Genomic DNA, 23,364 nt, shown 5'->3' with positions numbered 1-23,364 from the left:
TTATCGCAAGCGTGGCGAGCCGGGCAGCCCCCGGCGCCCCAGCCTCATCGGGACCTTCCATGCGCCGTGCGCCGATCGCCGTCCTCCTCGTCGCGCTCGCGATGCCGGCCGCGGCGGCGCCGGACCCGACCCGGGACGTCCTGTGGGCCGCGCTGAAGACCTGCGTGCTCGCCAAGCGGATCGCCGACCGGACGTTTCCGTGCCTCTCGGTCGATCTCGGCGACACGAACCGCCCCGGCTCGGCGGTGTTGCGCGCGCCCGGCGAGCCGACCCACATCGTGGTGATGCCCACCGACACCGTGGCCGGGCTCGAAGCCCCGGTCCTGCGCGGGCGGCGGGGGGCCGCCTATTGGCGGGCGGCGCTGGCGGCGCGCCCGTTCGTGTCGGACGCCCTCAAGGGCAGGCTGCCGCCCGAGGCGGTGGGGCTGGCGGTCAATTCGGCCCGGGGACGGAGCCAGGACCAGCTCCACATCCATCTCGATTGCCTGAAGCCCAGCGTGCTGGCCGCCGTGAAGGCGCATGGCCGCGAGATCCACGGGACCTGGACGCGCTTCCCGGTGCCGCTCGCCGGGGATCGCTACCACGCGATGCGGGTGCCCGCCGCCGAGGCCGAACGCTTCAACCCGTTCGCGGCCCTGCGCACCCTGCCGGGTCCCCGGCCGGACCTGCACCGGACGAGTTTTGCCGCGCTCGCCACGCCGCCGGGCGATCCCGAGCCGGGTTTCCTGCTGCTGGCCTACCGGGCGCCGAGCGCCAGCGCCGAGGACGTGATGGACCATAGCTGCGCCGTCGCGTCGGGCAGAGGCGGCGCCTGAGGCAGCGTGCCGCCGATCAGCGATCGAGCCCGGCCGTGAGGTAGAAGCGGGCCAGCGCACCCGGCGTGTCCAGCCGGAGCTTCGGCAGGCCGATGCGGTCGAACGAAGCCGCGTATCGCCCGCGATTCGCCGGGGTGGCGACCGCGATATGGCGGATCATGTCCCATTTCACGCTGTCCCGGCCGCCTTCGAGCGCACCGGGTCGGTCCCGTTCGAACCAGCATCGGCGCAGGTATCGCAGGAGGCTGGTCCTGGTCGGGACATCGAGCAGGATGACGCCCGTCGCCCGCTCCATTCGCTGCGGCAGGTACTGGGAGTAGTTGCCGTCCATCACCCAGTACGGGCCGAGGATCGCCGCGTCGTGCAGCGCGCGGAATTCCTCCTCGGGGCGGGGCTCCCAGTCGGTGTTCGGCCGATGGTAGAGCTGGTCGAGATGGATCGGCGGCAGGCCTCGGGTCCGCCCGATCGCGACCGCCAGGGTGGATTTGCCGCTGTTCGACGGCCCCATGATGCAGATGCGCGGCCCAAGCTCATCGAGAATCATGGACTCGCCCCGACGCTCGCCGACAGAATCATCACACAGATCCGAAATGGCAAGCCCGCACGGCCAGTCGAGCGGAATAAGGATCCGGAGGGCCAACAGACCGGGATCCGGATCCTTCAGCATCCGTCCGGTGCTTATGCCATCCTGAATCTTGGTTTATCTCGGATGCTCGTCACGCGACGGCGATGACCCCGCCGAAGATCTGCTCAGCCCTCCCCCACCGGCGGCGGCAGCGCGTCCATGAGCTGGCGCAGGAAGCCCCGCACCGCCCGGGGCAGCCGCCGGTCGCGCATGGCCTGGACCTGGATGCCCCGGGCGAGGCTCGCCCGGGCGCGGATCGGCAGGCTGACCAGGGCGTTCAGGTCCACCGGCGTCCGCACCGACAGCGCCGACATCAGCGCGAGGCCGCGCGAGTTGCGCACGAACGGCAGCAGGGCGGCGAGGTTGTTGGCGGTCAGCACCGGCTCGACCACGACGCCTTCGTGCAGGCAGGCGGCGTCGAACACCTGCCGCAGGGTCGTGTCCCGGGTCGGCAGGGCGACGGGATAGTTCGGCAGATCGGCGAGTTGCACGACCCTCGCCCGCGCCAGGGGATGGTCGGGGGCGGTGAGCGCCCGCATGTCGACCCGCCCGTCATACAGCACCTCGACCTGGGTGGTCGGCGCAAGCGCGAAGGTGATGCCGAGATCGGCCTCGCCCGCGGCCACCATCTGGGTCACCTGGGCGGGGGGCAGCACCGTCACCTCGAAGCGCAGGCCGGGATGGGCGGCGTGGAAGGACGCCACGGCGTTCGGCACGATGTCGAGCGCGAACCCTTCCGAACTCGCCACCCGGATCAGGCCCCGGGCGAGGCCTTCCAGCTCGCGGATCTCGGTGACCACCTGCTCCGAGCGGACCAGCATCTGGTGCGCGTGCTGGGCCAGGAGCTCGCCGGCCGGGCTCGGCACCATGCCGCGCGGGCGCCGCTCGAACAGCACGCAATCGAGCTCGGCCTCCAGGTTGCCGATCTGCCGGCTGATCGCCGAGGCGGCGACGTTGAGCTGGGCCGAGGCCGCCGCGATCGAGCCGGTTCGGGCGACGGCCAGGAAGTAGCGCAGCCCAGTAATCTGCATTATCCTGCCTCGAATTCACTTATACCACATCTCCGTTGCCGAAACGGCAATGCAGCGCTCGCCAAATTCTACTTGTTGCGATCTCAGATGCACAACATCATGGCAGGGTGAAAAAGGCGGCAGTCGCGGAGTCTCTCCCAGCGTCCTGTCGCCTTGCCGTCGGAGACGGAGTCGACATGCCGGTACGGACGATCACCCTCACCGCTTCCCTGGCGGCTTCCCTGATCGCACTGGTCGCCGCGAGCCCGGCGCTCGCCGGCAAGGCCGACGACACCCTGGTCTACGCCTCCGACAGCGAGCCCGAGAACGTCAGCCCCTATCACAACAGCGCCCGCGAGGGCGTCGTGCTGGCCCGCAACTGCTGGGACACGCTGCTGTGGCGCGACCCGGCCGACGGCACCTACAAGCCGATGCTCGCCACCGCATGGACCTGGACCGACGACACCACCCTGGACCTGACGATCCGCGAGGGCGTGACTTTCCACAACGGCGACCCGCTCGGGCCCGAGGACGTGGCCTTCACGTTCAACTACGTGCTGACGCCAGAGGCCCGCACCGTCACCCGCCAGAACGTCGACTGGATGAAGTCGGTGGAGGTCACCGGCCCGCACAGCGTGCGGATCCACCTCAAGGCGCCGTTCCCGGCGGCGCTGGAATACCTCGCCGGCCCGACCCCGATCTTCCCGGCGGCCTATTTCAAAAAGGTCGGCCTCGACGGCTTCGCCAAGGCGCCAATCGGCAGCGGCCCGTACAAGATCACCAAGGTCGATAGCGGCCGCGGCGTCACCATGGAGCGCTTCGCCCAGTACTGGGCCGGCAGCCCGCTCGGTAAGCCGAAGATCGGCAAGCTGCAGTTCCGGGTCATCCCGGACGGCGAGAGCCGGATGGCCGAGCTGATGACCGGCGGCGTCGACTGGATCTGGCGGGTGCCGAGCGATCAGGCCGAGCAGCTGCGCGCCGCGCCCAACGTCACCGTGCTGAACTCCGAGACGATGCGGGTCGGCTTCCTGCAGTTCGATACGCTGAGCCGCGCCCGGGAGAATTCGCCGCTCAAGGACGTGCGCGTCCGGCAGGCGATCTCCTACGCCATCGACCGCAAGGCGATGGTCGACAACCTCGTGCGCGGCGCCTCCCGGGTGATGAACGCGCTCTGCTTCGTCGACCAGTTCGGCTGCAACGACCAGGGGGTGATGCGCTACCCCTACGACCCGGCCAAGGCCAAGGCCCTGCTCAAGGAAGCCGGCTACGCGAACGGATTCGAGATCGATCTCGGCGCCTATCGCGAGCGGGACTACGCCGAGGCGGTGATCGGCTATCTCGGGGCGGTCGGCATCAGGGTGCGGCTCAACTACCTGCGCTACGCCGCGTTCCGGGATTCCCTGCGGGCCGGCAAGATCTCGATCGGCTACCAGACCTGGGGCTCGTTCTCGGTCAACGACGTCTCGGCCTTCGACGGGGTGTATTTCCGCGGCGGCGAGGAGGACCTGACCAAGGACCCGCAGGTGATCGCCGATCTGCAGGCGGGCGACGGCTCAACCGATCCGGACAAGCGCAAGGCCGCCTACGCCAGGGCGCTCCAGCGGATCGCCGGAGAGGCCTACGCCCTGCCGATGTTCTCCTACGCGACCAACTACGCCTTCACGTCGGACCTCACCTTCACCGCCCAGCCGGACGAGGTGCCGCGCTTCTACGCGGCGTCCTGGAAGTGATCATGTCCGCCGCCTCACCGGACCGAGCGGGCGCTGCGCGACGTGCCCCCTCTCCCGCACGGGAGAGCGGGCGCGCGCTCGATCCTTATCAGCAGGAAGGAGCCTGAGTCCCATGCTGGCCTTCACGCTCCGGCGCATCCTGGTCGCCCTGGCGGTGGCCTTCACGGTCTCGGTGGCGAGCTTCATGCTGCTCCACCTCTCCGGCGACCTCGCCACGGCGATCGCCGGGCCGGAGGCCACCGGCCCCCAGATCGTGCAGATCCGCAAGGATTACGGCCTGGACCAGCCGCTGCTGGCCCAGTTCCTCGCCTGGGCCTGGAAGGCGCTGCATCTCGACTTCGGCAATTCCTTCTACTTCCGCGAGCGGGTCATAGACCTGCTTGCCGCCCGCCTGCCGATCACCCTCTATCTCGGTGTGATCGCCCTCGCGGTGGCCCTGTTCGTGGCAGTGCCGCTCGGGGTGATCGCCGCGGTCAAGCGCGACACCTGGATCGACCGGCTCGCCCTGTCGATCTCGGTGCTCGGCCAGGCGATGCCGAGCTTCTGGTTCGGGCTGACCCTGATCCTGATCTTCTCGGTCAACCTCCGCTGGCTGCCGGTCTCGGGCAACGCGAGCTGGAAGAACTTCGTCCTGCCCGCGGTGGCGCTCGGCTACTACGCCATGCCGGCGGTGATGCGGCTCACCCGCAACGGCATGCTGGAGGTGCTGGCCTCCGACTACGTCCGCACCGCCCGGGCCAAGGGCCTGCCGCCGCGGAAGATCCTGGTCCGGCATGCCCTGCGCAACGCCGTGATCCCGGTGATCGCCCTGGCGGCGGTGCAGTTCGGCTTCATGCTCGGCGGCTCGATCGTGATCGAGGCGGTGTTCTCACTGCAGGGGCTCGGCCAGCTCGCCTGGGAGTCCATCGCCCGCAACGACTTCCCGGTGGTCCAGGCGATCGTGCTGGTCCTGGCGATGATCTACATCGCCCTGACGTTGGCGGCCGACCTGCTGAACGCCTTCCTCGATCCGCGCCTGCGCCAATCGTGAGGATGCGCCGCCCATGAGCCTCCCCCCCGACACGGCGGCGCTCGCCGCCCCCGTCCTCCCCCCGGACATCGCGGTGCCGACCGCCCTGGCGCCGGTGCGCTCGCCCACCAGCCTGGTCCTGCGGCGGGGCCTGCACCACGGCGGCCTCCTGATCGGCGCCGGCATCCTCGGGCTGATCGTGCTGGCGGCGCTGGCCGCCCCGCTGATCGCCCCGCACGACCCCTACGCGCAGGACGTCTCGCGCCGCCTGATCCCGCCGATCTGGCAGGCCAAGGGCACCTGGGACCACGTGCTCGGCACCGACAAGCTCGGGCGCGACTACCTCAGCCGCCTGCTCTACGGCGGCCAGATCTCCCTGTTGATCGGGATCTCGGCGGCTTTGATCTCCGGGCTGATCGGCACGGTGCTCGGCCTCTGCGCCGGCTATTTCGGCGGCTGGGTCGATTCGGTGGTGAGCTACATCGTGACCACCCGGCTGGCGATGCCGGTGGTGCTGGTGGCGCTGGCCATGGCGTCGCTGGTCGGCGGCTCGCTCAAGGTCGTGGTGCTGGTGCTCGGCTTCCTGCTCTGGGACCGCTTCGCCGTGGTGACCCGGGCCGCCACCCAGCAGATCCGCAACCAGGATTTCGTCTCGGCGGCGCGCGCCTCGGGCCTCACCGACCTGCGGATCGTGCTCCAGGAGATCCTGCCCAACATCCTCAACGCGCTGATCGTCGTGGCGACGCTGGAGATGGCGCACGCGATCCTGCTGGAGGCCGCCCTGTCGTTCCTGGGCCTCGGCGTGCAGCCGCCGCTGCCGTCCTGGGGCCTGATGATCGCCGAGGGCAAGCAGTACATGTTCTTCCAGCCCTGGGTGATCACCATCCCGGGCGTGGCGCTCCTCTTCCTCGTGCTGGCGATCAATCTTCTGGGCGACGGCCTGCGGGACATCACCGCCCCCGAGGCACGGCATTGATGCGGATCGGCTCCGGCGAAGCCCCGCAATGTTTCACGGGAAACACACCATGATGCGAGACGACGCCATCGCACGCGCAACCGAGACCTTCGACTCGGGCGCGTTCCTCGCGCTCCTGCGCGAGGCGGTCGCCTACCCGACCGAGAGCCAGGCGCCGGGGCAGGAAGCCGCCCTGCACGCCTATCTCGACGCCTTCATCACGCCGGTCGTCACCCGCCTCGGCTTCGAGTCCCCCAAAAAATTCGACAATCCGGACGGAGTCCACGGCCCGTTCCTGATCGCCGAGCGGCACGAGGGGCCGGACTTGCCGACCGTGCTGATCTACGGCCACGGCGACACGGTGCGGGGCTATCCCGAGCAGTGGCGTGCGGGGCTCGGCCCCTGGGAGATCGTGGTCGAGGGCGACCGCTGGTACGGGCGCGGCACCGCCGACAATAAGGGCCAGCACGTCATCAACCTCGCGGCCCTGGAGCAAGTGATCGCGGCGCGCGGCGGCCGCCTTGGCTTCAACGTGAAGCTGTTGATCGAGATGGGCGAGGAGGCGGGCTCGCCGGGCCTGCGGCCGTTCTGCCGCGCGCAAGCGGACGCCCTGCACTCCGACGTGCTGATCGCATCGGACGGGCCGCGGCTCAGCGCCGAGCGTCCGACGCTCTTCCTGGGCTCCCGCGGCGCCTACAATTTCGAGCTGAGCCTGAACCTGCGCGAGGGCCCGCACCATTCCGGCAATTGGGGCGGCCTGCTGCGCAACCCCGGCACCGTGCTGGCCTCGGCGATCGCGTCCATGGTCGATGCCCGCGGCAGCATCCGGGTCGAGGCCCTGCGGCCGCCGCCGATCCCCGAGGGCGTGCGCGCGGCGCTGCGCGACATCCGGGTCGGCGAGGATCCGACCGCGCCCACGATCGATGCCGATTGGGGCGAGCCCGGGCTCAGCCCGGCCGAGCGCGTCTTCGCCTGGAACACCCTGGAGGTCCTGGCCTTCAAGACCGGCGATCCGGACGGGCCGCTCAACGCCGTGCCGCCCCATGCCAAGGCGACCCTGCAGCTGCGCTTCGTGGTCGGCACCGATTGGCAGAACCTGATCCAGAACGTGCGCGCGCATCTCGACGCCAACGGCTTCCCGATGATCGAGGTCCGGCCGGCCCGGGCCGCGGAGGTTTTTCAAGCGACGCGGCTGCCGGTGGAAGACCCCTGGGTGGACTGGGCGCTTCTGTCGATCGAGGCGAGCACGGGAAAAAAACCGGCCCTGCTGCCCAATCTCGGCGGCTCGCTGCCGAACGACGCCTTCTCGGAGATCTTGGGCCTGCCGACCCTGTGGGTGCCGCATTCCTACCCGGCCTGCCGCCAGCACGGGCCGGACGAGCACATGCTCGCCTCCAGCACCCGCGAGGGCCTGGCGATCATGGCCGGGCTGTTCTGGGATCTCGGCGAGGCCGGCCCGGACATTTTACGCCGCCGCGCAGCGAGGACCTGATCCATGAGCGAGCCGGTCGTCCGCATCCGTGACCTGACGATCGCGCTCCCCAAGGGCGCCGACCGTCCCTACGCCGTCGAGGGCCTGAACCTCGACCTGGAGCCCGGAAAGATCCTCTGCGTGGTCGGCGAATCGGGCTCGGGCAAGTCGATGAGCGCCTACGCGCTCACCGGCCTGCTGCCCCGGGCACTCAAGCCCGAGGGCGGCTCGATCCTGTTCGAGGGCCGGGACCTGCTGGCCCTGGACGAGCCGGCCTGGCGCGCCTTGCGCGGCCGGCGCATCGCCATGGTGTTCCAGGAGCCGATGACCGCGCTCAATCCGGTGATGCGCATCGGCGACCAGATCGCCGAGATGTTCGAGGCGCATAACCTGCTTACCCGGGCCGAGCGGCGCGCCCGGGCGGTGGCGCTCGCCACCGAGGTCGGGCTGCCCAATCCCGAGGAGGCGGTGCGGGCCTATCCGCACCAGCTCTCCGGCGGCCAGCGCCAGCGGGCGATGATCGCCATGGCGCTGGCCCTGGAGCCGTCGGTCCTGGTCGCCGACGAGCCGACCACGGCGCTCGACGTCACCACCCAGGCCCAGATCCTGCGGCTGATCCGCTACCTGCAGCGCAAGCGCGGGATGAGCGTCCTGTTCATCACCCACGATTTCGGCGTGGTCGCCGAGATCGCCGACCACGTTGCGGTCCTCCAGCGCGGCCGGCTGGTGGAGTCGGGCAGCGCCGAGGCGGTGCTGCGCGATCCCCAGGCCCCCTACACGAAGGCCCTGCTCGCCGCGGTGCCGAGCCTGACGCCGCCCGCGCGCGCGGCCGTCCAGGCGGCCCCCGTGGCCCTGTCGGTGATCGGGCTGTCCAAGACCTACACGACCAAGGCCGGCCTGTTCGGCAAGCCCCGGGTGGTGGCGGCCGTGAAGGAGGTCGCCTTCGACGTGCGGCGCGGCGAGACCCTGGGGCTGGTCGGCGAATCCGGCTCCGGCAAGTCGACCACGGCGCGGCTGGCGATCCGGCTGATCGAGCCCGATGGCGGCACCGTCCGGCTCGGCAGCCTCGACTACACCGCCCTCCGCAGCGCGGAGCTGCGGCAACAGCGCAGCCGCATCCAGATGATCTTCCAGGACCCGTTCGCCTCGCTGAATCCGCGGCGTACCGTAGAGCAGATCATCATCGCCGGCCCGATCGCCCACGGCGTGCCGGCCGCGGAGGCGCGGGAGCGCGCCCGGAGCCTCCTCGACCTGGTCGGCCTCGACCCGAAGGCGGCGGCCCGCTACCCGAATGCGTTCTCGGGCGGCCAGCGCCAGCGCATCGGCATCGCCCGGGCGCTCGCCATGGAGCCGGACGTGCTGGTCGCCGACGAGGCGGTCTCGGCGCTGGATGTCTCGGTCCAACGCCAGGTGCTGGATCTGCTGGAGGACCTGAAGCAGCGGCTGTCGCTGGCGATGCTGTTCATCACCCACGACCTGCGGGTGGCGGCGACGATCTGCGACCGGATCGCCGTGATGCATCGCGGCGCGATCGTGGAGATGCGCGGGACCGCCGACCTGTTCGCTGCCCCGGAGCACGCCTACACCCGCAGTCTGCTGGCGGCGGTTCCGGGGGCCCGCGCTTCGTAGCGGGCGTGCGTGAGACATTCGGTCCCCTCCCTGGGACGCCAGGGATGTCCTGGGACACAGAGACAAGTTTTTTGGACGAACGCCGCCTGTCCCGCTTCGAGCCATTCGATAGAATGGCCGCATTATCGAGGGCCGAGCGCCCTGGCGGATCTACGGCCGACCGAAATGTCCGTCCCCGCTCGCCCCTCGAACGCGGACGGGGATTCTTGACGTGTCGTTCTCAGCCAAGCCCGATGATCCCCGATCCCCGCGCATGCGTCTCCGGCCCGATGCGAAGCCGTCCCGCCGCGCTGGATCGGCGCACCGGGCCGCGCGGAGGCCCGGCACCGGTGACAGCCGCGCGGCTGCGCCGGAGGCTGCCGAACGCATCGGCGCGCGCATCATCTATCTGAGCTGGGCCCAGACCTTCGGCCGCCCGTCGCGGGCCCGGTTGCCCGGGATGATAGCGCGCGTGCTGCCGTTCCGCGGGCGGTAATCGGCGCAGCCTTCCGCCCCGACCGGCCGGCGTCGATCAGCCGTTCGTGCCGGTCCGGCGCTGATCGGCGCGGGCCCCCGGAACGCCGAGGCCGATCGCCTTGGCGAGCGCGGAGCGTTGCGCGGCGTAGCCCGGCGCCGTCATCGGATAATCGGTCGGCAGGCTATAGCGCTCGCGGTAGCGCTCCGGCGTCAGGCCATGGGCGGTCAGGTGGCGCTTCAGCGTCTTGTACGACCGGCCGTCGATGAAGCTGATGATACCGTCCTGCTGGACCGACTTGCGGATCTGCGCCGCCGTCGGCGGCTCGATCACGGGCTCGGCCACGACAGGCAGCTTCCGGTCGAGATTGACCAGCGCACCGTGCACGCTGGCGATGAGTTCCGGCAGGGCGGCCGGCGGGACGGGGTTGTTCGAAACATAGGCCGCGACGACGTCGCCCACCAGCACGGCGAGTTCGATGTGGCTCTCAGGAATCGATTCGGGCACGGCGGAAGATCCAGTCTAAGATTTCGTTTGGGACAGCCTGTCTCCAAAGCAAAAATCATCACAGTGTCAAGATGTTTTCTTGAGCCGATGGCTGGCTCAGGAGAATTTTAATGCATCTCTAAGGAACCCGATTTTCAGACCTTCTGTCTTTATCGAGCGCAGCAGTCATTCTGCTCCAGCTCGCAGGCTCAAATGCAAAGAAAATTTTAAATACGAAACTCAGAACGAAGTTCGTCCTGTTCATAGACTCACCCGATCCCGAGGCCGTGAATGAGCCCGAGGCTGACGGCGACCAGAACGGCCAGCGATGCGGTCACCGCCAGCGTCACCCGACCGCCGACCCGAGCGAGCACGCGGACATCGACGCCGAGGCCCAGGGCTGCCATGGACAGGACCGTGAGCACGCCCGCGAGCTGCGTCAGCGGCTTGACCGCCGCGTCCGGGATCAACCCGAGCGAGCGGGACGTGGCGAGAGCCAGGAAGCCCAGGATGAACCACGGCACCAGTTTGGTCAGGCCGGGGCGTCCCTTCGGACCCCTCGCCTCCGTTCCGGCCTCCTGAGGCAGGCGCGGGGCGATCAGCGAGAACGCCACCACGACGGGTCCGAGCATCAGCACGCGCACGAGCTTGACCAGGGTTCCGACCTGGGTGGAGAGCAGGCTCACCGGCACGGTCGCGGCCAGTACCTGCGGCACCGCATAGACGGTGAGGCCGGCCAGCACGCCGTACTGGTTGTCGCTCAAGCCCGCGAGCGGCACGAACAGCGGCAGCCCCAGCACCATCAGCACGCCGAGCACCGCGGTGAACGCGATGGCGGCCGCGATGTCCTTGGGCTGGGCTCCGATCACCGGCGCCACCGCGGCGATGGCCGAGTTGCCGCAGATGGCGTTGCCGCAGGCTACCAGGATCGCCATCCGGGGCGGCAGGCCGAGGGCCCGGCAGATCGCCACGCTGGCGCCGATGCCGATCACCACGGTGCCGACGATGCCGGCGAGCAGGGCCGGCCCGGAGGCCAGGATCGCTCCGAGGCTGAGCGAGGCGCCGAGCAGGACCACCGCGACCTCCAGAAGCTGCTTGGCCGAGAACGCGATGCCGGTGCGGAACCTTGCATCCGGCGTCCAGGTGGTGCGCACGGCGATCCCGATCAGGATCGCGAGCACCAGCGCCTCGACATAGGGATGGCCGGCGACGCGCTCCTCGACCGCCTGCGCTGCCATGGCCACAGCGGTGATCGCCGCACACAGGCCGATGCCCGGCAGGACGGAGGCGGCGGACGCGTCCCGCGCGGCCGTCTCGGTGGCACCCGTCCGGGACGAGGTTTTGAGACTCACGACGGTCGCTCCGTGGTCGGCATCACGGCAAAGGGAAGAAAACGTTTGTCGCAAATGCGCGCGAGAGAAAGATGCTCTACGTCTGGAGAAATCTTCGGAAGACGCGTCCATTGCATGGCAGGGTTCGGAGCGCGAAATTCACCAGCATGCGCACCACCCCTGACATCCGGTCGACGACGATGGCGTTCGACCCTTTCGGCGAGCCCGTCGCCCAGGGCGTAGCCGATGCGTGCCCGACCGCTGCGGGTGATCGGACCGCCCGTCGGGTCGGTGGTGCAGTGTTCTGGACGCTCGCATTGACGATCCTGGCTGGACGGATCTACGCCTACGACATGCCCGCGGTGCAGAGCGTCGTCGCCTACGCTGCCCAAGCCGTGGCCCTGCGCTGAGGCGCTGCGACCGCTCAATAGGTATCTGCCAGGTCGGCCGCAATCGCGTGGCTGTCCGCCTCGTCGATCGGGGCGTGACAGACCTCGACCATCTTGGCCACTTCCGCATCCCAAAACGCCTTGCCCCGGCCCGGCGGCTGCGTGGCGCTGTGGTGATGCGCCATCGTCGTGTCCTTCATCCGTAGCTCTGGAGAACCGAGTGATCCTGCGCAAGTGCTCTCCGATCCAGCAACCATGGACGCAGCTTTACCTCAGCTGTGTCGCAGGAATTCTGCCCGCTGAGCCCGCGCGTTCTGGACCCAGAATGTTTCACGGGAAACATCGGGTTCTGGTCATACCAGATCTTCAATCTCGGCCATAAAACCTTCCGGGACCCTCAGCTTATCGCGCGCGGGAGACGCCGGCCGCCAGGGTCGGCGCCTCCGCGAGGAAGAGGATCGGCCTGGCCGTCAGGCCTGCATCCCCCAGCGCTGGATGGTCCGGCGCTCGATCGTCTGGAAGATCAGATTCTCGACCACGAGGCCGATCAGGATCACGGTGAGCAGCCCGGCGAACACGTTCGGGATGTCGAGCATGTTCTTGTTCTCGAAGATGAACCAGCCGAGCCCGCCCGCCCCGGAGCTGACGCCGAACACCAGTTCGGCCGCGATCAGGGTGCGCCAGGCGAAGGCCCAGCCGACCTTCAGGCCGGTGAGGATCGAGGGGAACGCCGCCGGGATCAGGATCTTGCCGATCAGCCGCGGGCCCGACAGCCCGTAATTGCGCCCGACCATCCGGAGCGTCCGGCTCACCGAGAGGAAGCCGGAATGGGTGTTGAGCGCGATCGCCCAGGTCACCGAATGGACCAGCACGAAGATCAGGCTGCCGTTGCCCAGGCCGAACCAGATCAGCGCCAGCGGCAGCAGCGCGATCGCTGGCAGCGGGTTGAACATCGACGTCAGGGTCTCGAGGAAGTCGGTCCCGATCCGCGACGCGATGGCGATGCCGGTGAGCAGGGTCGCCAGAACGACGCCGGCGGCGTAGCCCATCAGCAGGACCTTCAGCGAACTCCAGGCTCGGGCCGGCAGGGTGCCGTCGGCGACGGCCCGGAAGAACGCCTCCATGGTGGCCGAGAAGGTCGGGAACAGCAGGTCGTTATCGAGGTAGCGCCCGTAGGCCTCCCAGATTCCGGCGAGCAGGACCAGGATCAGGATCTTGCGCAGCCAGGCCTGGTTGTAGAGGCGCTCGAACACCGAGAGCGGCTTCTCCACCACCGGGGCGCCGTGGGCCTGGCCGGTCTCCCGCACGATCTCGGGGCGGATCGGCTCGACGGCGGCCGGGCGCGGCGGCACGGTCAGGGGAGCACCGGTCAGAACGCGTGCGCTAGACATTCTCCGCCTCCTCGATCTCTTCCGAGAACAGCATCTGCTGGATGCGGCTCTCCAGCCGCAGCGCCGCTTCCGGCGTGGCGGCGCTGTTGAGCTCGGCCTTGACCTCGCCGGGATGGGGCGAGAGCAGCAGGATGCGCGAGCCGAGCTTGATCGCCTCGGGGATCGAGTGCGTCACGAACAGGACCGTGAAGCGCGTCTCCTCCCAGAGCATCATCAGTTCGTCCTGCATGCGCCGCCGGGTCAGCGCGTCGAGCGCCGCGAACGGCTCGTCCATCAGCAGGATGTCGGGCTCCATCGCCATGCCGCGGGCGATGGCGACCCGCTGCTTCATCCCGCCCGACAGGGTGTGCGGGTAGCTGTCGGCGAACTTCGTGAGGTTGACCTTGTCGATGTAGAGGTTGGCCCGCTCCAGCGCCTCACGGCCTTTCAGCCGGCCCGAGGCTTCGAGGGCGAAGATCACGTTCTGCCGGACCGTCTTCCACGGCAGGAGCTGGTCGAATTCCTGGAACACCATCATCCGGTCGGGCCCGGGCTCGGTCACCGAGCGGCCCTTCAATCGGATCTCCCCCTCGGTGGGGGCCATGTAGCCGCCCACCGCCTTGAGCAGGGTCGACTTCCCGCAGCCGGACGGCCCGAGCAGGACGAACCGGTCCCCGGGCCAGACCTTGAAACTCACCCGATAGGTGGCCGTGACGAGGTGGTCGGGCGTCTTGTAGCGGAGCGTGACGCCATCGACTTCCAGCAGAGGCTGACCCGTACCCATCCATCCTCCCTGGCGCCGCGGCTTGGGCCGCGTGTCGCTGACAGCCCGGAGATGGTCCGGACTTCACGGGAAAGTGTAGGGTCGATGCGGAGAGGCTGTAAAGCCTGGTATTCTTAATAAACTAGGATTGCTGTCCGGATTGGGACGGTTGTTTATTTGTCGACGGCGCGTTGCAGGCGATGGATCGAACCAAGGCCGATCGTAAAAAAATCCAGGGCCGTTCCTCCCCAACCCTGAACGACCGCATATTCCGATGGTCCTCGCCGTGCCGTTCGTTCGGGCATGGGGCGCTGAGGTCTTAGGCCCAGGTAGAGACCACAATCGCTGCGGCAGCAGCATTCAGATGATCGTCTCGATGCCCTTGTTGGCAGCGAGTGAGAGGAGCTTGAGCGAGGGACCGCTTGGCTTCTTCTCACCCCGCTCCCATTGGCTCACCAACGATGTCGTCACGTTCAGGGCGAGCGCGAAGATCGCCTGACTCATCTTGGCCGTCTCCCGGATCTGCCTGATTGCCTCCGGGGCCAGGGGCTCCACAGGGGTAAGGCAGGCGACATCGAACCGGCGCATCGTCGCCTTGTCGATCGCTCCAACTGCGTAGGAATCCGTGACGGCCGCGTGAAGCGACTGGAGCGCATCACTGCGGTACGTCTTCTTCGCGCTGCTCATCGTCGATTCGCCTCCATCCGCGCTCGGCAACAAGGCGGGAAAAGTATTCTTCGGTATGCTGGGCCAACTGCTCGGCATAATCGCGGAACGCGTCCTGCTCGCGCTTGGTTAGGTTCGCTTTTCTGTTCTTGGCGAACATATGGATGAACACGGAGGTTTCGCCGCGCCTGTAGAATAGGATGGTTCGGAAGCCCGCCGACCGTCCCTGCCCTCGGCGTGCGACGCGCTGCTTGATGAGGTAACCGCCGAGCGGTCCGTCGATCTAGTTCCTCTCCGCACGAGCGACGGCTTCGCGCAAGGCATCGTCGGAAACATCGGCTTTCTCAGCAATTTTTGAGAAAGCTGATGTGACGTAAATCTTCATGATAGCCTCGCCGGGCCTGGGCCCGATACGAACGCTATCCAATCCTATGCCTCACGACAGACTTGTGAACCTTGCTGGCTTACGCGCGATCTTGGCCCTGACCGCGCAAGAGATGATCCTGACCGCCGCGCTCATCAATTTATAGCACTGAGTGTGACACTTCAAGGCAAACTAGCCTGCGCATTCCGCAGAGCCCGTCCCAACCTCAAACCGGGTGCCACCATTGGCCCCGCAGCACCACGCCCTCGGAAACAATCCGCTGGGCGCCGGTCATGTGCTCGCCCCTTGTATCCACGTAATCGAATGCGCCGTCCCGCACCGACAGCACGGTGGCGTCGCCGAGCGCCCCGACCTTCAGGGTGCCGTACTCCATCCGCTTGAGCGCCACCGCGGCGTTGACCGTGGAGGCGGCGATGACCGCCTGCAGGCTCATGCCGAGGCAGAGCATCTTCGACATGGTGGTGACCTGATCGAAGGCCGGCCCGTCGATGCAGAGCTGGTGCACGTCGGACGAGATCGTGTCCGGCAGGAAACCACCCGCCAGCATGGCCCGGGCGGTCTTGAACGCGAACGAGCCCTTGCCGTGGCCGATGTCGAACAGCACGCCCCGGGCCCGGGCCTCGCGCAGCGCCGGCTTGACCGCCCCCTGCGCGGTCACGGGCGCGTTCGGGAACGGCCGGAAGGCGTGGGTCAGCACGTCGCCGGGGCGCAGCATCGCGAGCACCTCCTCGTAGCTCGGCGGCGGCTCGTCGATATGGGCCATCAGCGGCAGGCCGGTCTCGTCCGCGACCTGGAGGGCGATGTTGAGCGGCGCGGTGCCCTGGTCGCCGGAGGAGTTGCGCCCGACCCGGACCTTGATGCCGACGATCACGTCCCGGTTGGCCTCGGCCACCTCCACGGCCTCGCGCGGCGCCATCAGACGCGGATCCTGGCTCTCGCCGACCATGATCGTCTTGGAGAAGGCGAAGATGCCGGCGAACGACACGTGGAGATAGGCGAGGATGCGCGCCTCCGACCGGTCGATCACGTGCTTGCGAAATCCGGGAAAATTGCCCGGCCCGGCGCTGCCGGTATCGACCGAGGTGGTCACCCCGGAGGTGCGGCAGAAATCGTCGGCGTCGATGCCGATCGAGGTGCCGCCCCAATAGACATGGGTGTGGAGGTCGATCAGCCCGGGCGTGACGATCGCGCCGGCCATCTCCCGCACCTGCGTGCCCGGGCCCGCGACCAGATCGCGGCCGAAGCCCGAGACGCGGCCCTCCGCGAAGGCGACGTCGCAGACGCCGTCATGGTTCTGCGACGGGTCGATCACCCGCGCGCCCTTGAGGATGAGGTCGTGCTGCACGGCTGTCTCCGCTCCGATCTCAGGCGGCTTCGGCGGCCACGGTGTCTTCGTTGAGGTGGCAGGCGGCCAGATGGCCGGCGCCCACGGAGTCGAGGCGGGGCTCCTCGACCCGGCAGCGCTCGAAGGCCTGCGGGCAGCGGGTGTGGAAGCGGCAGCCGCTGGGCGGGTCGATCGGGCTCGGCACGTCGCCCTTGAGCACGATGCGGGTGCGCCCGGCCCCGGGCTCCGGGATCGGCACCGCGGAGAGCAGAGCCTGGGTGTAGGGGTGCTTCGGGGACAGGAACAGCTCCCGGCGCGGGCCGATCTCGACGATCTTGCCGAGATACATCACCGCCACCCGGTGGGTCATGTGCTCGACGATGGCGAGGTCGTGCGAGATGAACAGCATGGCGAGGTCGAGCTCGCGCTGCAGGTCGCACAGCAGGTTGACGATCTGGGCCTTCACCGAGACGTCGAGCGCCGAGACCGCCTCGTCGCAGATGATCAGGTCCGGCTCGGCGGCGAGCGCCCGGGCGATGCCGATGCGCTGGCGCTGGCCGCCGGAGAATTCGTGGGGCCAGCGTCCCAAGGCCTCCCGCGGTAGGCCGACCCGCTCCATCAGGGCGGCGAGCTTCGCCTCGAGGTCGGCCGAGCCCTTGGCCAGGCCGAAATTGCGGATCGGCTCGGCCAGGATCGCCCGCACCCGCATCCGCGGGTTGAGCGACGAGAACGGGTCCTGGAACACCATCTGCATCCGCCGCCGCAGGGGCCGCAGGGTGCCGGCGGAAAGGTCGTCGATGCGCCGGCCGGCCAGCACCACCTGTCCGGCCGTGGGGACGTAGAGGCGCATCAGCGCCTTGGCGACCGTGGACTTGCCGCAGCCGGATTCACCGACCAACGACAGGGTCTCGCCGCGATCCACCGTGAAGGACAGGCCGTCCACCGCCTTGAGCACCCGGGTCGACCGGCCGAATAGGCCGCCGCCGAGGGAAAAGTGCTTTTTGAGGTCGTTGACCTGGAGGAGCGTGCGGGCGGTCGTGGTCACGGGCAGGTCTCCGTGACGAGACGAGAAAAGGCGCGCGCAGCGCGTCCCCTCCCCCCCCTGCGGGGGAGGGTGGCCCTCGCGTCAGCGAGGGTCGAGAGAGGGGCTGCGCGACGGTGCCGGATGTAGCGGTCACCGCGCCCTGTCCGGAAGCGGCGCTCTCCTCTCCCCCCCTGCTCCGCAGGGTACCCTCCCCCGCAGAAGGGGGAAGGGAAAGCGCGCGGCCGCATCGAGAGGCCCGACTCGGCGGTCTCATGAAAAAAAATCATGCCGCGAGGGCGTCCTTGGGCGCGTAGTGGCAGGCGGCGAGGTGGGCCGGGGCCTTCGGCTCCAGGGCCGGGGCGTAGGTGCGGCACAGGTCGGTCACGTCCGGGCAGCGGCCGGCGAAGACGCAGCCCTCGATCCGCTGCTTCAGGCTCGGGACCATGCCGGGGATCTCGGCGAGCCGCTCGGTGGCGCCGTGCTCGACCGCGCCGAGCTTGGGCACCGCCCCCATCAGGCCACGGGTGTAGGGATGGCGCGGCGCCCGGAACAGGTCGCGGACCGAGGCCTCCTCGACCTTCCGGCCAGCATACATCACCACCACCCGGTCGGCGACCTCGGCGACCACGCCGAGATCGTGGGTGATCAGCATGATCGCGGCGCCGACCCGGCGCTTCAGGTCGCGCATCAGGTCGAGGATCTGGGCCTGGATGGTCACGTCGAGCGCCGTCGTCGGCTCGTCGGCGATCAGGAGTTTCGGCGAGCAGGCGAGCGCGATGGCGATCATCACCCGCTGGCGCATGCCGCCCGAGAGCTGGTGCGGGTATTCCCGCACCCGGCGCACCGGCTCGGGGATGCCGACCAGCGTCAGCATCTCCACCGCCCGCGCCTCGGCCTCACGCCGGCTCAGGCCCTGGTGCAGCCGCAGGGTCTCGCCGATCTGGCGGCCGACGGTGAGCACCGGGTTCAGGCTGGTCATAGGCTCCTGGAAGATGACGCTGATGTCGTTGCCGCGGATCTTGCGCATCGCCTTGATGGGCAGGTCGAGGAGATTTCGCCCCTCGAACCGGATGGCGCCGGCGATGCTGGCCGGCGGCTCGGGCAGGAGCCGCAGGATCGACATCGCGGTCACCGACTTGCCGCAGCCGGATTCGCCGACGATCGCCAGGGTCTCGCCGGCCTGGATCGCGAAGGACACGCCGTCCACCGCCCGGTTGGCCCCGTCGGGGGTGCGGAAATGGACCTGCAGGCTCTCGATGGAGAGGAGGGGTACGCCGCTCACGCCGGGGCTCCTCATGTATCCAGCCTCATGCGTCTTTGGCCATGCGGGGATCGAGGGCGTCGCGCAGGCCGTCGCCGACGAGGTTCACCGCGAGCACCGTCATGGACAGGAAGATCGCCGGGAACAGGATGATGTAGAACTTCACCTGCCAGAGGGCCCGGCCCTCGGCCATGATGTTGCCCCAGGACGGCGTCGAGGGCGGCACGCCCGCGCCGATGAACGACAGGATCGCCTCGGTGATCATCGCGGAGGCGCAGATGTAGGTCGCCTGCACGGTCATGGGCGCCAGGGTGTTGGGCAGGATGTGGCGCCAGATGATCGCCGGCATGCGCGTGCCCGTAGTCACGGCAGCCTCGACATAGGGCTGCTCGCGCAGGGACAGCACGACGCCCCGGACCAGCCGGGCGACCCGGGGGATCTCCGCGATGGTGATGGCCACGATCACGTTCTGGACCGAGCCGCGGGTGAGCGCCATCAGGGTGATGGCGAGCAGGATCGGCGGGATCGACATCATGCCGTCGACGATCCGCATGACGATGCCGTCGAGCCAGCGCACCATGCCGGAGATCAGCCCGACCGCGAGCCCCGCCACCGAGGCGAGGAGCGCCACCGAGAAGCCGACCAGCAGCGAGACGCGGGCGCCGTAGACCACGCGCGAGTAGATGTCCCGGCCGAGCATGTCGGTGCCGAACCAGTACTGGGCCGAGGGCACGCGGGTGCGCTTGGCGGGCGCCAGGGCGGTGGGATCGACGGTGCCGAGATAGGGGGCGAGCAAAGCCATCAGGAACACGATCAGCAGCAGCAGGCCGCCTGCCACGATGGTCGGGTTGCGGCGCACATAGGTCCAGACCGGCCCCCGGCGTTTGCGCGCCGGGATCACGTCCGGCATCGGCGTAGCGACCGCGATGCCGGCAGGCGGCGGCGCCTTGAGCGGCGGGCCCTTGGCGAGGGGCGGACCGGAGAGAGGCGCGACGGTCGCGGTCAATAGCGGATCCTCGGGTCGAGCAAGGTGTAGAACAGGTCGATGGCGAGGTTCACCAGCACGTAGACGAAGCTGAACAGCAGGACGACGCCCTGGATGACCGGGTAATCGCGCCGCAGGATCGCATCGACGGTGAGGCGCCCGAGGCCGGGAATCGCGAACACCGTCTCGGTGACCACGGCGCCGCCGATCAGCAGGGCGATGCCGATGCCGATCACGGTGACGATCGGCACCGCGGCGTTCTTGAGGGCGTGGATGAACAGCACCGGCCCCTGCGCCAGCCCCTTGGCCCGGGCGGTGCGGACGTAATCCTGGCTCAGCACGTCCAGCATGGTCGCCCGCGTCACCCGGGCGATCAGCGCGATGTAGACGAGGCCGAGCGTCACCGCGGGCAGGATCAGGTTCGCGAACCACGGCCACAGGCCCTGCTCGATCGGCGTGTAGCCCTGCACCGGCAGCCAGCCGAGCTCGAGGGCGAACACGTAGGCGAGCACGTAGCCGACCACGAAGACCGGCACGGAAAAACCCAGCACGGCGAGGCCCATGACCAGCCGGTCGATCAGGCTGCCGGCCTTCCAGGCCGCCACGACGCCGAGCGGCACCGCCACCACGATCGCCAGGATCAGGGTCACGAGCATCAGCGACACGGTCGGCTGGACCCGCTGGCCGATCATCGTGGTGACCGGCAGGTTGGTGAAGATCGAGGTGCCGAGATCCCCGTGGAGGATCTGCCAGGACCATTCGCCGAACCGCACCAGGAACGGCCGGTCGAGGCCCAGCGAGGCGCGGATCCGCGCCACGTCGTCCGGCGTCGCCTGATCGCCCGCGATGATCGCGGCCGGATCGCCGGGGGCGAAGTACAGGAGGCTGAAGACGAACAAGCCGACCACCGCCATCACCGGGATGGTGGCCAGGATGCGCCTGCCGATATAGCCGAGCATAGGTCTCCCCTATCTCATCGGTTGCCCGCGCCCCGGGCGGCATCCGGCTGGGGCGCAGGTCCCCTCTCCCGTGCGGGAGAGGGACAGGGTGAGGGGACAGATCTTTCCGGAGAGGGCGCATCCCTCACCCCAGCCCTCTCCCGCACGGGAGAGGGGGCGCGTCGCGCCGAACGGGACGATCGCGGGATGTTTCATCACGCCTTCGACACGCCCCAGGTGAACGGGATCGGCCCCTTCACGATGCCCGAGACCGATTTGCGCCAAGCCTGGTAGCCGAGGAAGAACCCGGTCGGGACGTAGACCACGCCTTCGCAGGCCGCCGCGTTGACCTTGTCGATGGCGGCCTTCTCGGCGGCCGGATCGGCCGCGTCGAACCACTCGGCGATGGCCGTCTCCACGGGCGGGACGTTCGGCCAGCCGAACCAGGCCTTGTCGCCGCCGGCGCGCACCGCCGGGTAGCCGGCCGGATTGATGGCGTCGGCGCCCGCGTGCCAGGTGTGGAACATGTTCCAGCCGCCCTGGGCCGGCGGCGCCTTGGAGGCCCGGCGGCTGCCGGTGGTGCCCCAGTCGGTGGCGACGAAATCGACGTTGAAGCCCATCTGCTTCAGCAGGTCGGCGGTGATGTCGCCCTGCGCCTTGGTGATCCCCTGGTCCTGCGCCACGACGCAGACCACCGGCTCGCCCTTGTAGCCGGCTTCCTTGAGCAGCTTCTGTCCGAGCTTGATGTCGCCCTTGCCGACCTGGGCGCCCCCAGCCTCGGTGTAGAGCGGCGTGCCCGGGGTGAAGAAGCCCGGCAGCGGCTTCCACAGGCTGTCGTCGTCGCCGACGATCGCCCGCATGTAATCCTCCTGGCTCATGGCGGTCAGGACGGCCTGGCGGATCTTCGGGTTGTCGAACGGCGGATAGAGGTGGTTCATCCGGAACGACCCGATATTGCCCAGCGGGTCGGCGATATCGACGTTGAGGTTGGCGTTCTTGCGCAGCAGCGGGACGAGGTCGGAGATCGGGTTCTCCCACCAGTCGACCTCGCCGTTCTGCAGCGCCGCCGAGGCGGTGGCCGCGTCCGGCATGATCACCCACTCGACCCGGTCGACCAGGATCTGCTTGCCCCCGGCCAGCCAGGAATTCGGCTCCTCGCGAGGTTTGTAGTCGGCGAACTTCTGGAACACGGCGCGGGCGCCCGGCACCCATTCGTTGCGCACGAAGGTCATCGGGCCGGAGCCGACATAGTCGGTGATCTGCGTGAACGGATCGGTCTTGGCGATCCGCTCCGGCATGATCAGGGCCATCGGGGCGTTGGTCTTGCCGAGCGCGTAGAGGAGCTTCGGGAACGGCTTCTTCAGGCGCCAGCGGAAGGTCCGGTCATCGGTGGCGGCAAGCTCGTCCTGGATCCCCCGGATCATGAGGCCGATCGGGTCCCGGGCCATCCAGCGGGTCAAGCTCGCCACGACATCCTTGGCGAGAACCGGTTCGCCGTCGTGGAATTTCAGGCCGGGCCGGAGCCGGAAGGTCCAGGTCAGCTGGTCGCCCGTGACCTCCTCGGCCTCGACCATCTGGCGCTGCGGCGTCAGCTGCGCGTCGACCCCGTAGAGCATGTCCCAGACGAGGGTGCCGGCGTTGCGCACCACGTACTGCGTACCCCAGATCGGGTCGAAATTGGCGAGGTTCGCCTGGGGCACGAAGCGCAGCACCTTGGTGCCCTGCGCCAGAGCCGGCCTGGCGATCTGCGGCGCGGCCAGCCCGATGGCGGCCGAGCCCTTGAGGAACGTCCTGCGGTCCATCGTGATCTCCTGGCCGGTGCGGGCCTCGGCCCGGCCGCCGGCCTGCATCTCGGGTGCGGCGTGTGAAGGGTTCGACGAAAGGCGCTGTCTCCGGACCGTCATTTCAGCCCGAAACGGGCCAAAATGTTACAGACGCTGCAGCATGCGCCAGTTCTCGGCTATCGCAAGACGGTTTTGGGGAATTGAATTCTCGTTCCCCGCCTCATGCACGCGCCCGCACCGTCCCGCCCACCGGAGGCGGGACGGCGGCTGGACCGGAAAACGGGGTGCGGTGGGGTCGGCGGTCATCGTGCTCACGGACGCCGTCTCGCAAGCCTCGCGCCATCATGCGCGAAAAAGAATTCATAATTCAGCGTGACAGCCCGGTCGGGCTCGCGGGGTTACCCGTCTGCGGCGGCAGCCCAGAGTCCGAAGGCGCACTGCGCCTTTCGCTCGACGAGCTGCGGTGTTCATAAATCGCATTCCGGATGAGGGCACAGCCGGACACAGGCGTCTCTCCCTCCCCCCCCTCTGCGGGCTATAGGCTATACAGGTTTCGGTCAGAGCCGTGGTCCTGCCGCTGGCGGAGGAGGCGCAGGTCCCCTCTCCCGTGCGGGAGAGGGACAGGGTGAGGGGTGCGACATCTCCGGAAAGTCTTGGCCCCTCACCCAACCCTCTCCCGCACGGGAGAGGGGGCGCGTCGCGGCCTGCAACAGCGCCGGTGCCTCAAAACTGTGTAGGCCGTAGCTCTACGGAGGAGGGAACCGCGCTTGGGGTTAGCCTTGGCTCACATCCGGCAGCGATGTGTGAACGTCGTAGCCCGCACGGGAGAGGGCGTCTCCGGTTTCAGCCCACCTGCCGCAGATGCGAGCCGCGCGCTCCGGCTTCCGCCTGCTGGGCGCGGATGAAGGCGGCGATCCGGGGGGCGATGACCGTGCGGTAGCGGGAGCCGTTGAACACGCC

At 68.8% G+C, this 23,364-nt stretch carries 23 protein-coding genes; 7 read left to right on the top strand and 16 right to left on the bottom strand.

Annotated features, from left to right (window positions below; translation table 11 throughout):
* The first annotated feature begins 59 nt into the window (after nt 1-59).
* On the top strand, nt 60-815 hold the full coding sequence (locus MKL09_RS30820; RefSeq protein WP_244025755.1) for a CDP-diacylglycerol diphosphatase: 756 nt from the start codon (nt 60-62) through the stop codon (nt 813-815).
* 16 nt (nt 816-831) lie between these two features.
* On the opposite strand, the gene MKL09_RS30815 is transcribed toward MKL09_RS30820, so the two are convergent.
* Together MKL09_RS30815 and MKL09_RS30810 are read right to left on the bottom strand one after the other, a co-directional pair.
* Nucleotides 832-1,359, bottom strand: coding sequence for an AAA family ATPase (locus MKL09_RS30815; protein WP_244025794.1), 528 nt, complete (start codon nt 1,357-1,359; stop codon nt 832-834).
* A 206-nt stretch (nt 1,360-1,565) separates the two neighbouring features.
* Nucleotides 1,566-2,471 (bottom strand): LysR family transcriptional regulator, encoded by a 906-nt coding sequence (locus MKL09_RS30810; protein ID WP_244025754.1) that lies wholly within the window; start codon nt 2,469-2,471, stop codon nt 1,566-1,568.
* Between the two features lie 176 nt (nt 2,472-2,647).
* Here MKL09_RS30810 and MKL09_RS30805 point away from each other — a divergent pair, with 176 nt between their 5' ends.
* The 5 genes from MKL09_RS30805 (at nt 2,648) to MKL09_RS30785 (ending at nt 9,244) form a co-directional block, all read left to right on the top strand.
* Nucleotides 2,648-4,180 (top strand): ABC transporter substrate-binding protein, encoded by a 1,533-nt coding sequence (locus MKL09_RS30805; RefSeq protein ID WP_244025753.1) that lies wholly within the window; start codon nt 2,648-2,650, stop codon nt 4,178-4,180.
* 112 nt (nt 4,181-4,292) lie between these two features.
* Nucleotides 4,293-5,210 (top strand): ABC transporter permease, encoded by a 918-nt coding sequence (locus MKL09_RS30800; RefSeq protein ID WP_058190792.1) that lies wholly within the window; start codon nt 4,293-4,295, stop codon nt 5,208-5,210.
* A gap of 13 nt (nt 5,211-5,223) precedes the next feature.
* Nucleotides 5,224-6,165, top strand: coding sequence for an ABC transporter permease (locus MKL09_RS30795; protein WP_244025752.1), 942 nt, complete (start codon nt 5,224-5,226; stop codon nt 6,163-6,165).
* A 49-nt stretch (nt 6,166-6,214) separates the two neighbouring features.
* Nucleotides 6,215-7,636: a M20 family metallopeptidase gene (locus MKL09_RS30790; RefSeq protein WP_244025751.1), complete on the top strand. Its 1,422-nt coding sequence runs from the start codon at nt 6,215-6,217 to the stop codon at nt 7,634-7,636.
* A 3-nt stretch (nt 7,637-7,639) separates the two neighbouring features.
* A complete protein-coding gene (locus MKL09_RS30785) occupies nt 7,640-9,244 on the top strand; it encodes an ABC transporter ATP-binding protein (RefSeq protein ID WP_244025750.1) in 1,605 nt (534 codons plus the stop codon).
* A gap of 511 nt (nt 9,245-9,755) precedes the next feature.
* Here MKL09_RS30785 and MKL09_RS30780 read toward each other — a convergent pair.
* Together MKL09_RS30780 and MKL09_RS30775 are read right to left on the bottom strand one after the other, a co-directional pair.
* Complete coding sequence (locus MKL09_RS30780) at nt 9,756-10,205, bottom strand: MucR family transcriptional regulator (protein ID WP_244025749.1); 450 nt, start codon at nt 10,203-10,205, stop codon at nt 9,756-9,758.
* A 248-nt stretch (nt 10,206-10,453) separates the two neighbouring features.
* Nucleotides 10,454-11,536, bottom strand: coding sequence for a YeiH family protein (locus tag MKL09_RS30775; protein ID WP_409567024.1), 1,083 nt, complete (start codon nt 11,534-11,536; stop codon nt 10,454-10,456).
* Nucleotides 11,537-11,682: 146 nt separating this feature from the next.
* On the opposite strand from MKL09_RS30775, the gene MKL09_RS30770 reads away from it, so the two are divergent.
* Nucleotides 11,683-11,925: a hypothetical protein gene (locus tag MKL09_RS30770; RefSeq protein WP_244025748.1), complete on the top strand. Its 243-nt coding sequence runs from the start codon at nt 11,683-11,685 to the stop codon at nt 11,923-11,925.
* 14 nt (nt 11,926-11,939) lie between these two features.
* Here the strand turns inward: MKL09_RS30770 and MKL09_RS30765 are convergent, their stop codons facing one another.
* The 12 genes from MKL09_RS30765 to MKL09_RS30710 form a co-directional block, all read right to left on the bottom strand.
* A complete protein-coding gene (locus MKL09_RS30765; RefSeq protein WP_409567023.1) occupies nt 11,940-12,104 on the bottom strand; it encodes a hypothetical protein in 165 nt (54 codons plus the stop codon).
* A 270-nt stretch (nt 12,105-12,374) separates the two neighbouring features.
* Nucleotides 12,375-13,295 (bottom strand): ABC transporter permease, encoded by a 921-nt coding sequence (locus MKL09_RS30760; RefSeq protein ID WP_244025746.1) that lies wholly within the window; start codon nt 13,293-13,295, stop codon nt 12,375-12,377.
* Nucleotides 13,288-14,058 (bottom strand): ABC transporter ATP-binding protein, encoded by a 771-nt coding sequence (locus tag MKL09_RS30755; protein WP_244025745.1) that lies wholly within the window; start codon nt 14,056-14,058, stop codon nt 13,288-13,290. The genes MKL09_RS30760 and MKL09_RS30755 overlap by 8 nt, the downstream gene beginning before the upstream one ends.
* Before the next feature lie 339 nt (nt 14,059-14,397).
* Nucleotides 14,398-14,724 (bottom strand): helix-turn-helix domain-containing protein, encoded by a 327-nt coding sequence (locus MKL09_RS30750; protein WP_244025744.1) that lies wholly within the window; start codon nt 14,722-14,724, stop codon nt 14,398-14,400.
* Nucleotides 14,693-14,986 (bottom strand): type II toxin-antitoxin system RelE/ParE family toxin, encoded by a 294-nt coding sequence (locus MKL09_RS30745; RefSeq protein ID WP_313901220.1) that lies wholly within the window; start codon nt 14,984-14,986, stop codon nt 14,693-14,695. The genes MKL09_RS30750 and MKL09_RS30745 overlap by 32 nt, the downstream gene beginning before the upstream one ends.
* Entirely contained in the window at nt 14,987-15,088 is a 102-nt protein-coding gene (locus tag MKL09_RS30740) for a type II toxin-antitoxin system RelE/ParE family toxin (RefSeq protein WP_244025743.1), read from the bottom strand.
* Nucleotides 15,089-15,293: 205 nt separating this feature from the next.
* Nucleotides 15,294-16,433: an amidohydrolase/deacetylase family metallohydrolase gene (locus MKL09_RS30735; protein ID WP_244025742.1), complete on the bottom strand. Its 1,140-nt coding sequence runs from the start codon at nt 16,431-16,433 to the stop codon at nt 15,294-15,296.
* Between the two features lie 19 nt (nt 16,434-16,452).
* Entirely contained in the window at nt 16,453-17,457 is a 1,005-nt protein-coding gene (locus MKL09_RS30730) for an ABC transporter ATP-binding protein (RefSeq protein ID WP_244025741.1), read from the bottom strand.
* A 262-nt stretch (nt 17,458-17,719) separates the two neighbouring features.
* Nucleotides 17,720-18,733, bottom strand: coding sequence for an ABC transporter ATP-binding protein (locus tag MKL09_RS30725; RefSeq protein WP_244025740.1), 1,014 nt, complete (start codon nt 18,731-18,733; stop codon nt 17,720-17,722).
* A 10-nt stretch (nt 18,734-18,743) separates the two neighbouring features.
* On the bottom strand, nt 18,744-19,703 hold the full coding sequence (locus MKL09_RS30720; RefSeq protein ID WP_244025739.1) for an ABC transporter permease: 960 nt from the start codon (nt 19,701-19,703) through the stop codon (nt 18,744-18,746).
* Nucleotides 19,700-20,641: an ABC transporter permease gene (locus MKL09_RS30715; protein WP_091863565.1), complete on the bottom strand. Its 942-nt coding sequence runs from the start codon at nt 20,639-20,641 to the stop codon at nt 19,700-19,702. The genes MKL09_RS30720 and MKL09_RS30715 overlap by 4 nt, the downstream gene beginning before the upstream one ends.
* A 194-nt stretch (nt 20,642-20,835) precedes the next feature.
* Nucleotides 20,836-22,422, bottom strand: a complete 1,587-nt coding sequence (locus tag MKL09_RS30710; protein ID WP_244025738.1) for an ABC transporter substrate-binding protein — start codon at nt 22,420-22,422, stop codon at nt 20,836-20,838.
* Nucleotides 22,423-23,364 lie beyond the last annotated feature (942 nt).

Source organism: Methylobacterium sp. J-048 (assembly GCF_022829515.1).
In the GTDB taxonomy this organism is placed as follows: Bacteria; Pseudomonadota; Alphaproteobacteria; order Rhizobiales; family Beijerinckiaceae; genus Methylobacterium.
This window is presented reverse-complemented; position numbering and strand designations above follow the sequence as displayed.

Excerpts from the sequence above, each read along its gene's own strand:
- MKL09_RS30820 (WP_244025755.1), top strand. The coding sequence starts at position 60 with ATGCGCCGTGCGCCGATCGCCGTCCTCCTCGTCGCGCTCGCGATGCCG.
- MKL09_RS30815 (WP_244025794.1), bottom strand. The coding sequence starts at position 1,359 with ATGATTCTCGATGAGCTTGGGCCGCGCATCTGCATCATGGGGCCGTCG.
- MKL09_RS30810 (WP_244025754.1), bottom strand. The coding sequence starts at position 2,471 with ATGCAGATTACTGGGCTGCGCTACTTCCTGGCCGTCGCCCGAACCGGC.
- MKL09_RS30805 (WP_244025753.1), top strand. The coding sequence starts at position 2,648 with ATGCCGGTACGGACGATCACCCTCACCGCTTCCCTGGCGGCTTCCCTG.
- MKL09_RS30800 (WP_058190792.1), top strand. The coding sequence starts at position 4,293 with ATGCTGGCCTTCACGCTCCGGCGCATCCTGGTCGCCCTGGCGGTGGCC.
- MKL09_RS30795 (WP_244025752.1), top strand. The coding sequence starts at position 5,224 with ATGAGCCTCCCCCCCGACACGGCGGCGCTCGCCGCCCCCGTCCTCCCC.
- MKL09_RS30790 (WP_244025751.1), top strand. The coding sequence starts at position 6,215 with ATGATGCGAGACGACGCCATCGCACGCGCAACCGAGACCTTCGACTCG.
- MKL09_RS30785 (WP_244025750.1), top strand. The coding sequence starts at position 7,640 with ATGAGCGAGCCGGTCGTCCGCATCCGTGACCTGACGATCGCGCTCCCC.
- MKL09_RS30770 (WP_244025748.1), top strand. The coding sequence starts at position 11,683 with ATGCGCACCACCCCTGACATCCGGTCGACGACGATGGCGTTCGACCCT.
- MKL09_RS30765 (WP_409567023.1), bottom strand. The coding sequence starts at position 12,104 with ATGAAGGACACGACGATGGCGCATCACCACAGCGCCACGCAGCCGCCG.
- MKL09_RS30760 (WP_244025746.1), bottom strand. The coding sequence starts at position 13,295 with ATGTCTAGCGCACGCGTTCTGACCGGTGCTCCCCTGACCGTGCCGCCG.
- MKL09_RS30755 (WP_244025745.1), bottom strand. The coding sequence starts at position 14,058 with ATGGGTACGGGTCAGCCTCTGCTGGAAGTCGATGGCGTCACGCTCCGC.
- MKL09_RS30750 (WP_244025744.1), bottom strand. The coding sequence starts at position 14,724 with ATGAGCAGCGCGAAGAAGACGTACCGCAGTGATGCGCTCCAGTCGCTT.
- MKL09_RS30740 (WP_244025743.1), bottom strand. The coding sequence starts at position 15,088 with ATGAAGATTTACGTCACATCAGCTTTCTCAAAAATTGCTGAGAAAGCC.
- MKL09_RS30725 (WP_244025740.1), bottom strand. The coding sequence starts at position 18,733 with ATGAGGAGCCCCGGCGTGAGCGGCGTACCCCTCCTCTCCATCGAGAGC.
- MKL09_RS30715 (WP_091863565.1), bottom strand. The coding sequence starts at position 20,641 with ATGCTCGGCTATATCGGCAGGCGCATCCTGGCCACCATCCCGGTGATG.
- MKL09_RS30710 (WP_244025738.1), bottom strand. The coding sequence starts at position 22,422 with ATGGACCGCAGGACGTTCCTCAAGGGCTCGGCCGCCATCGGGCTGGCC.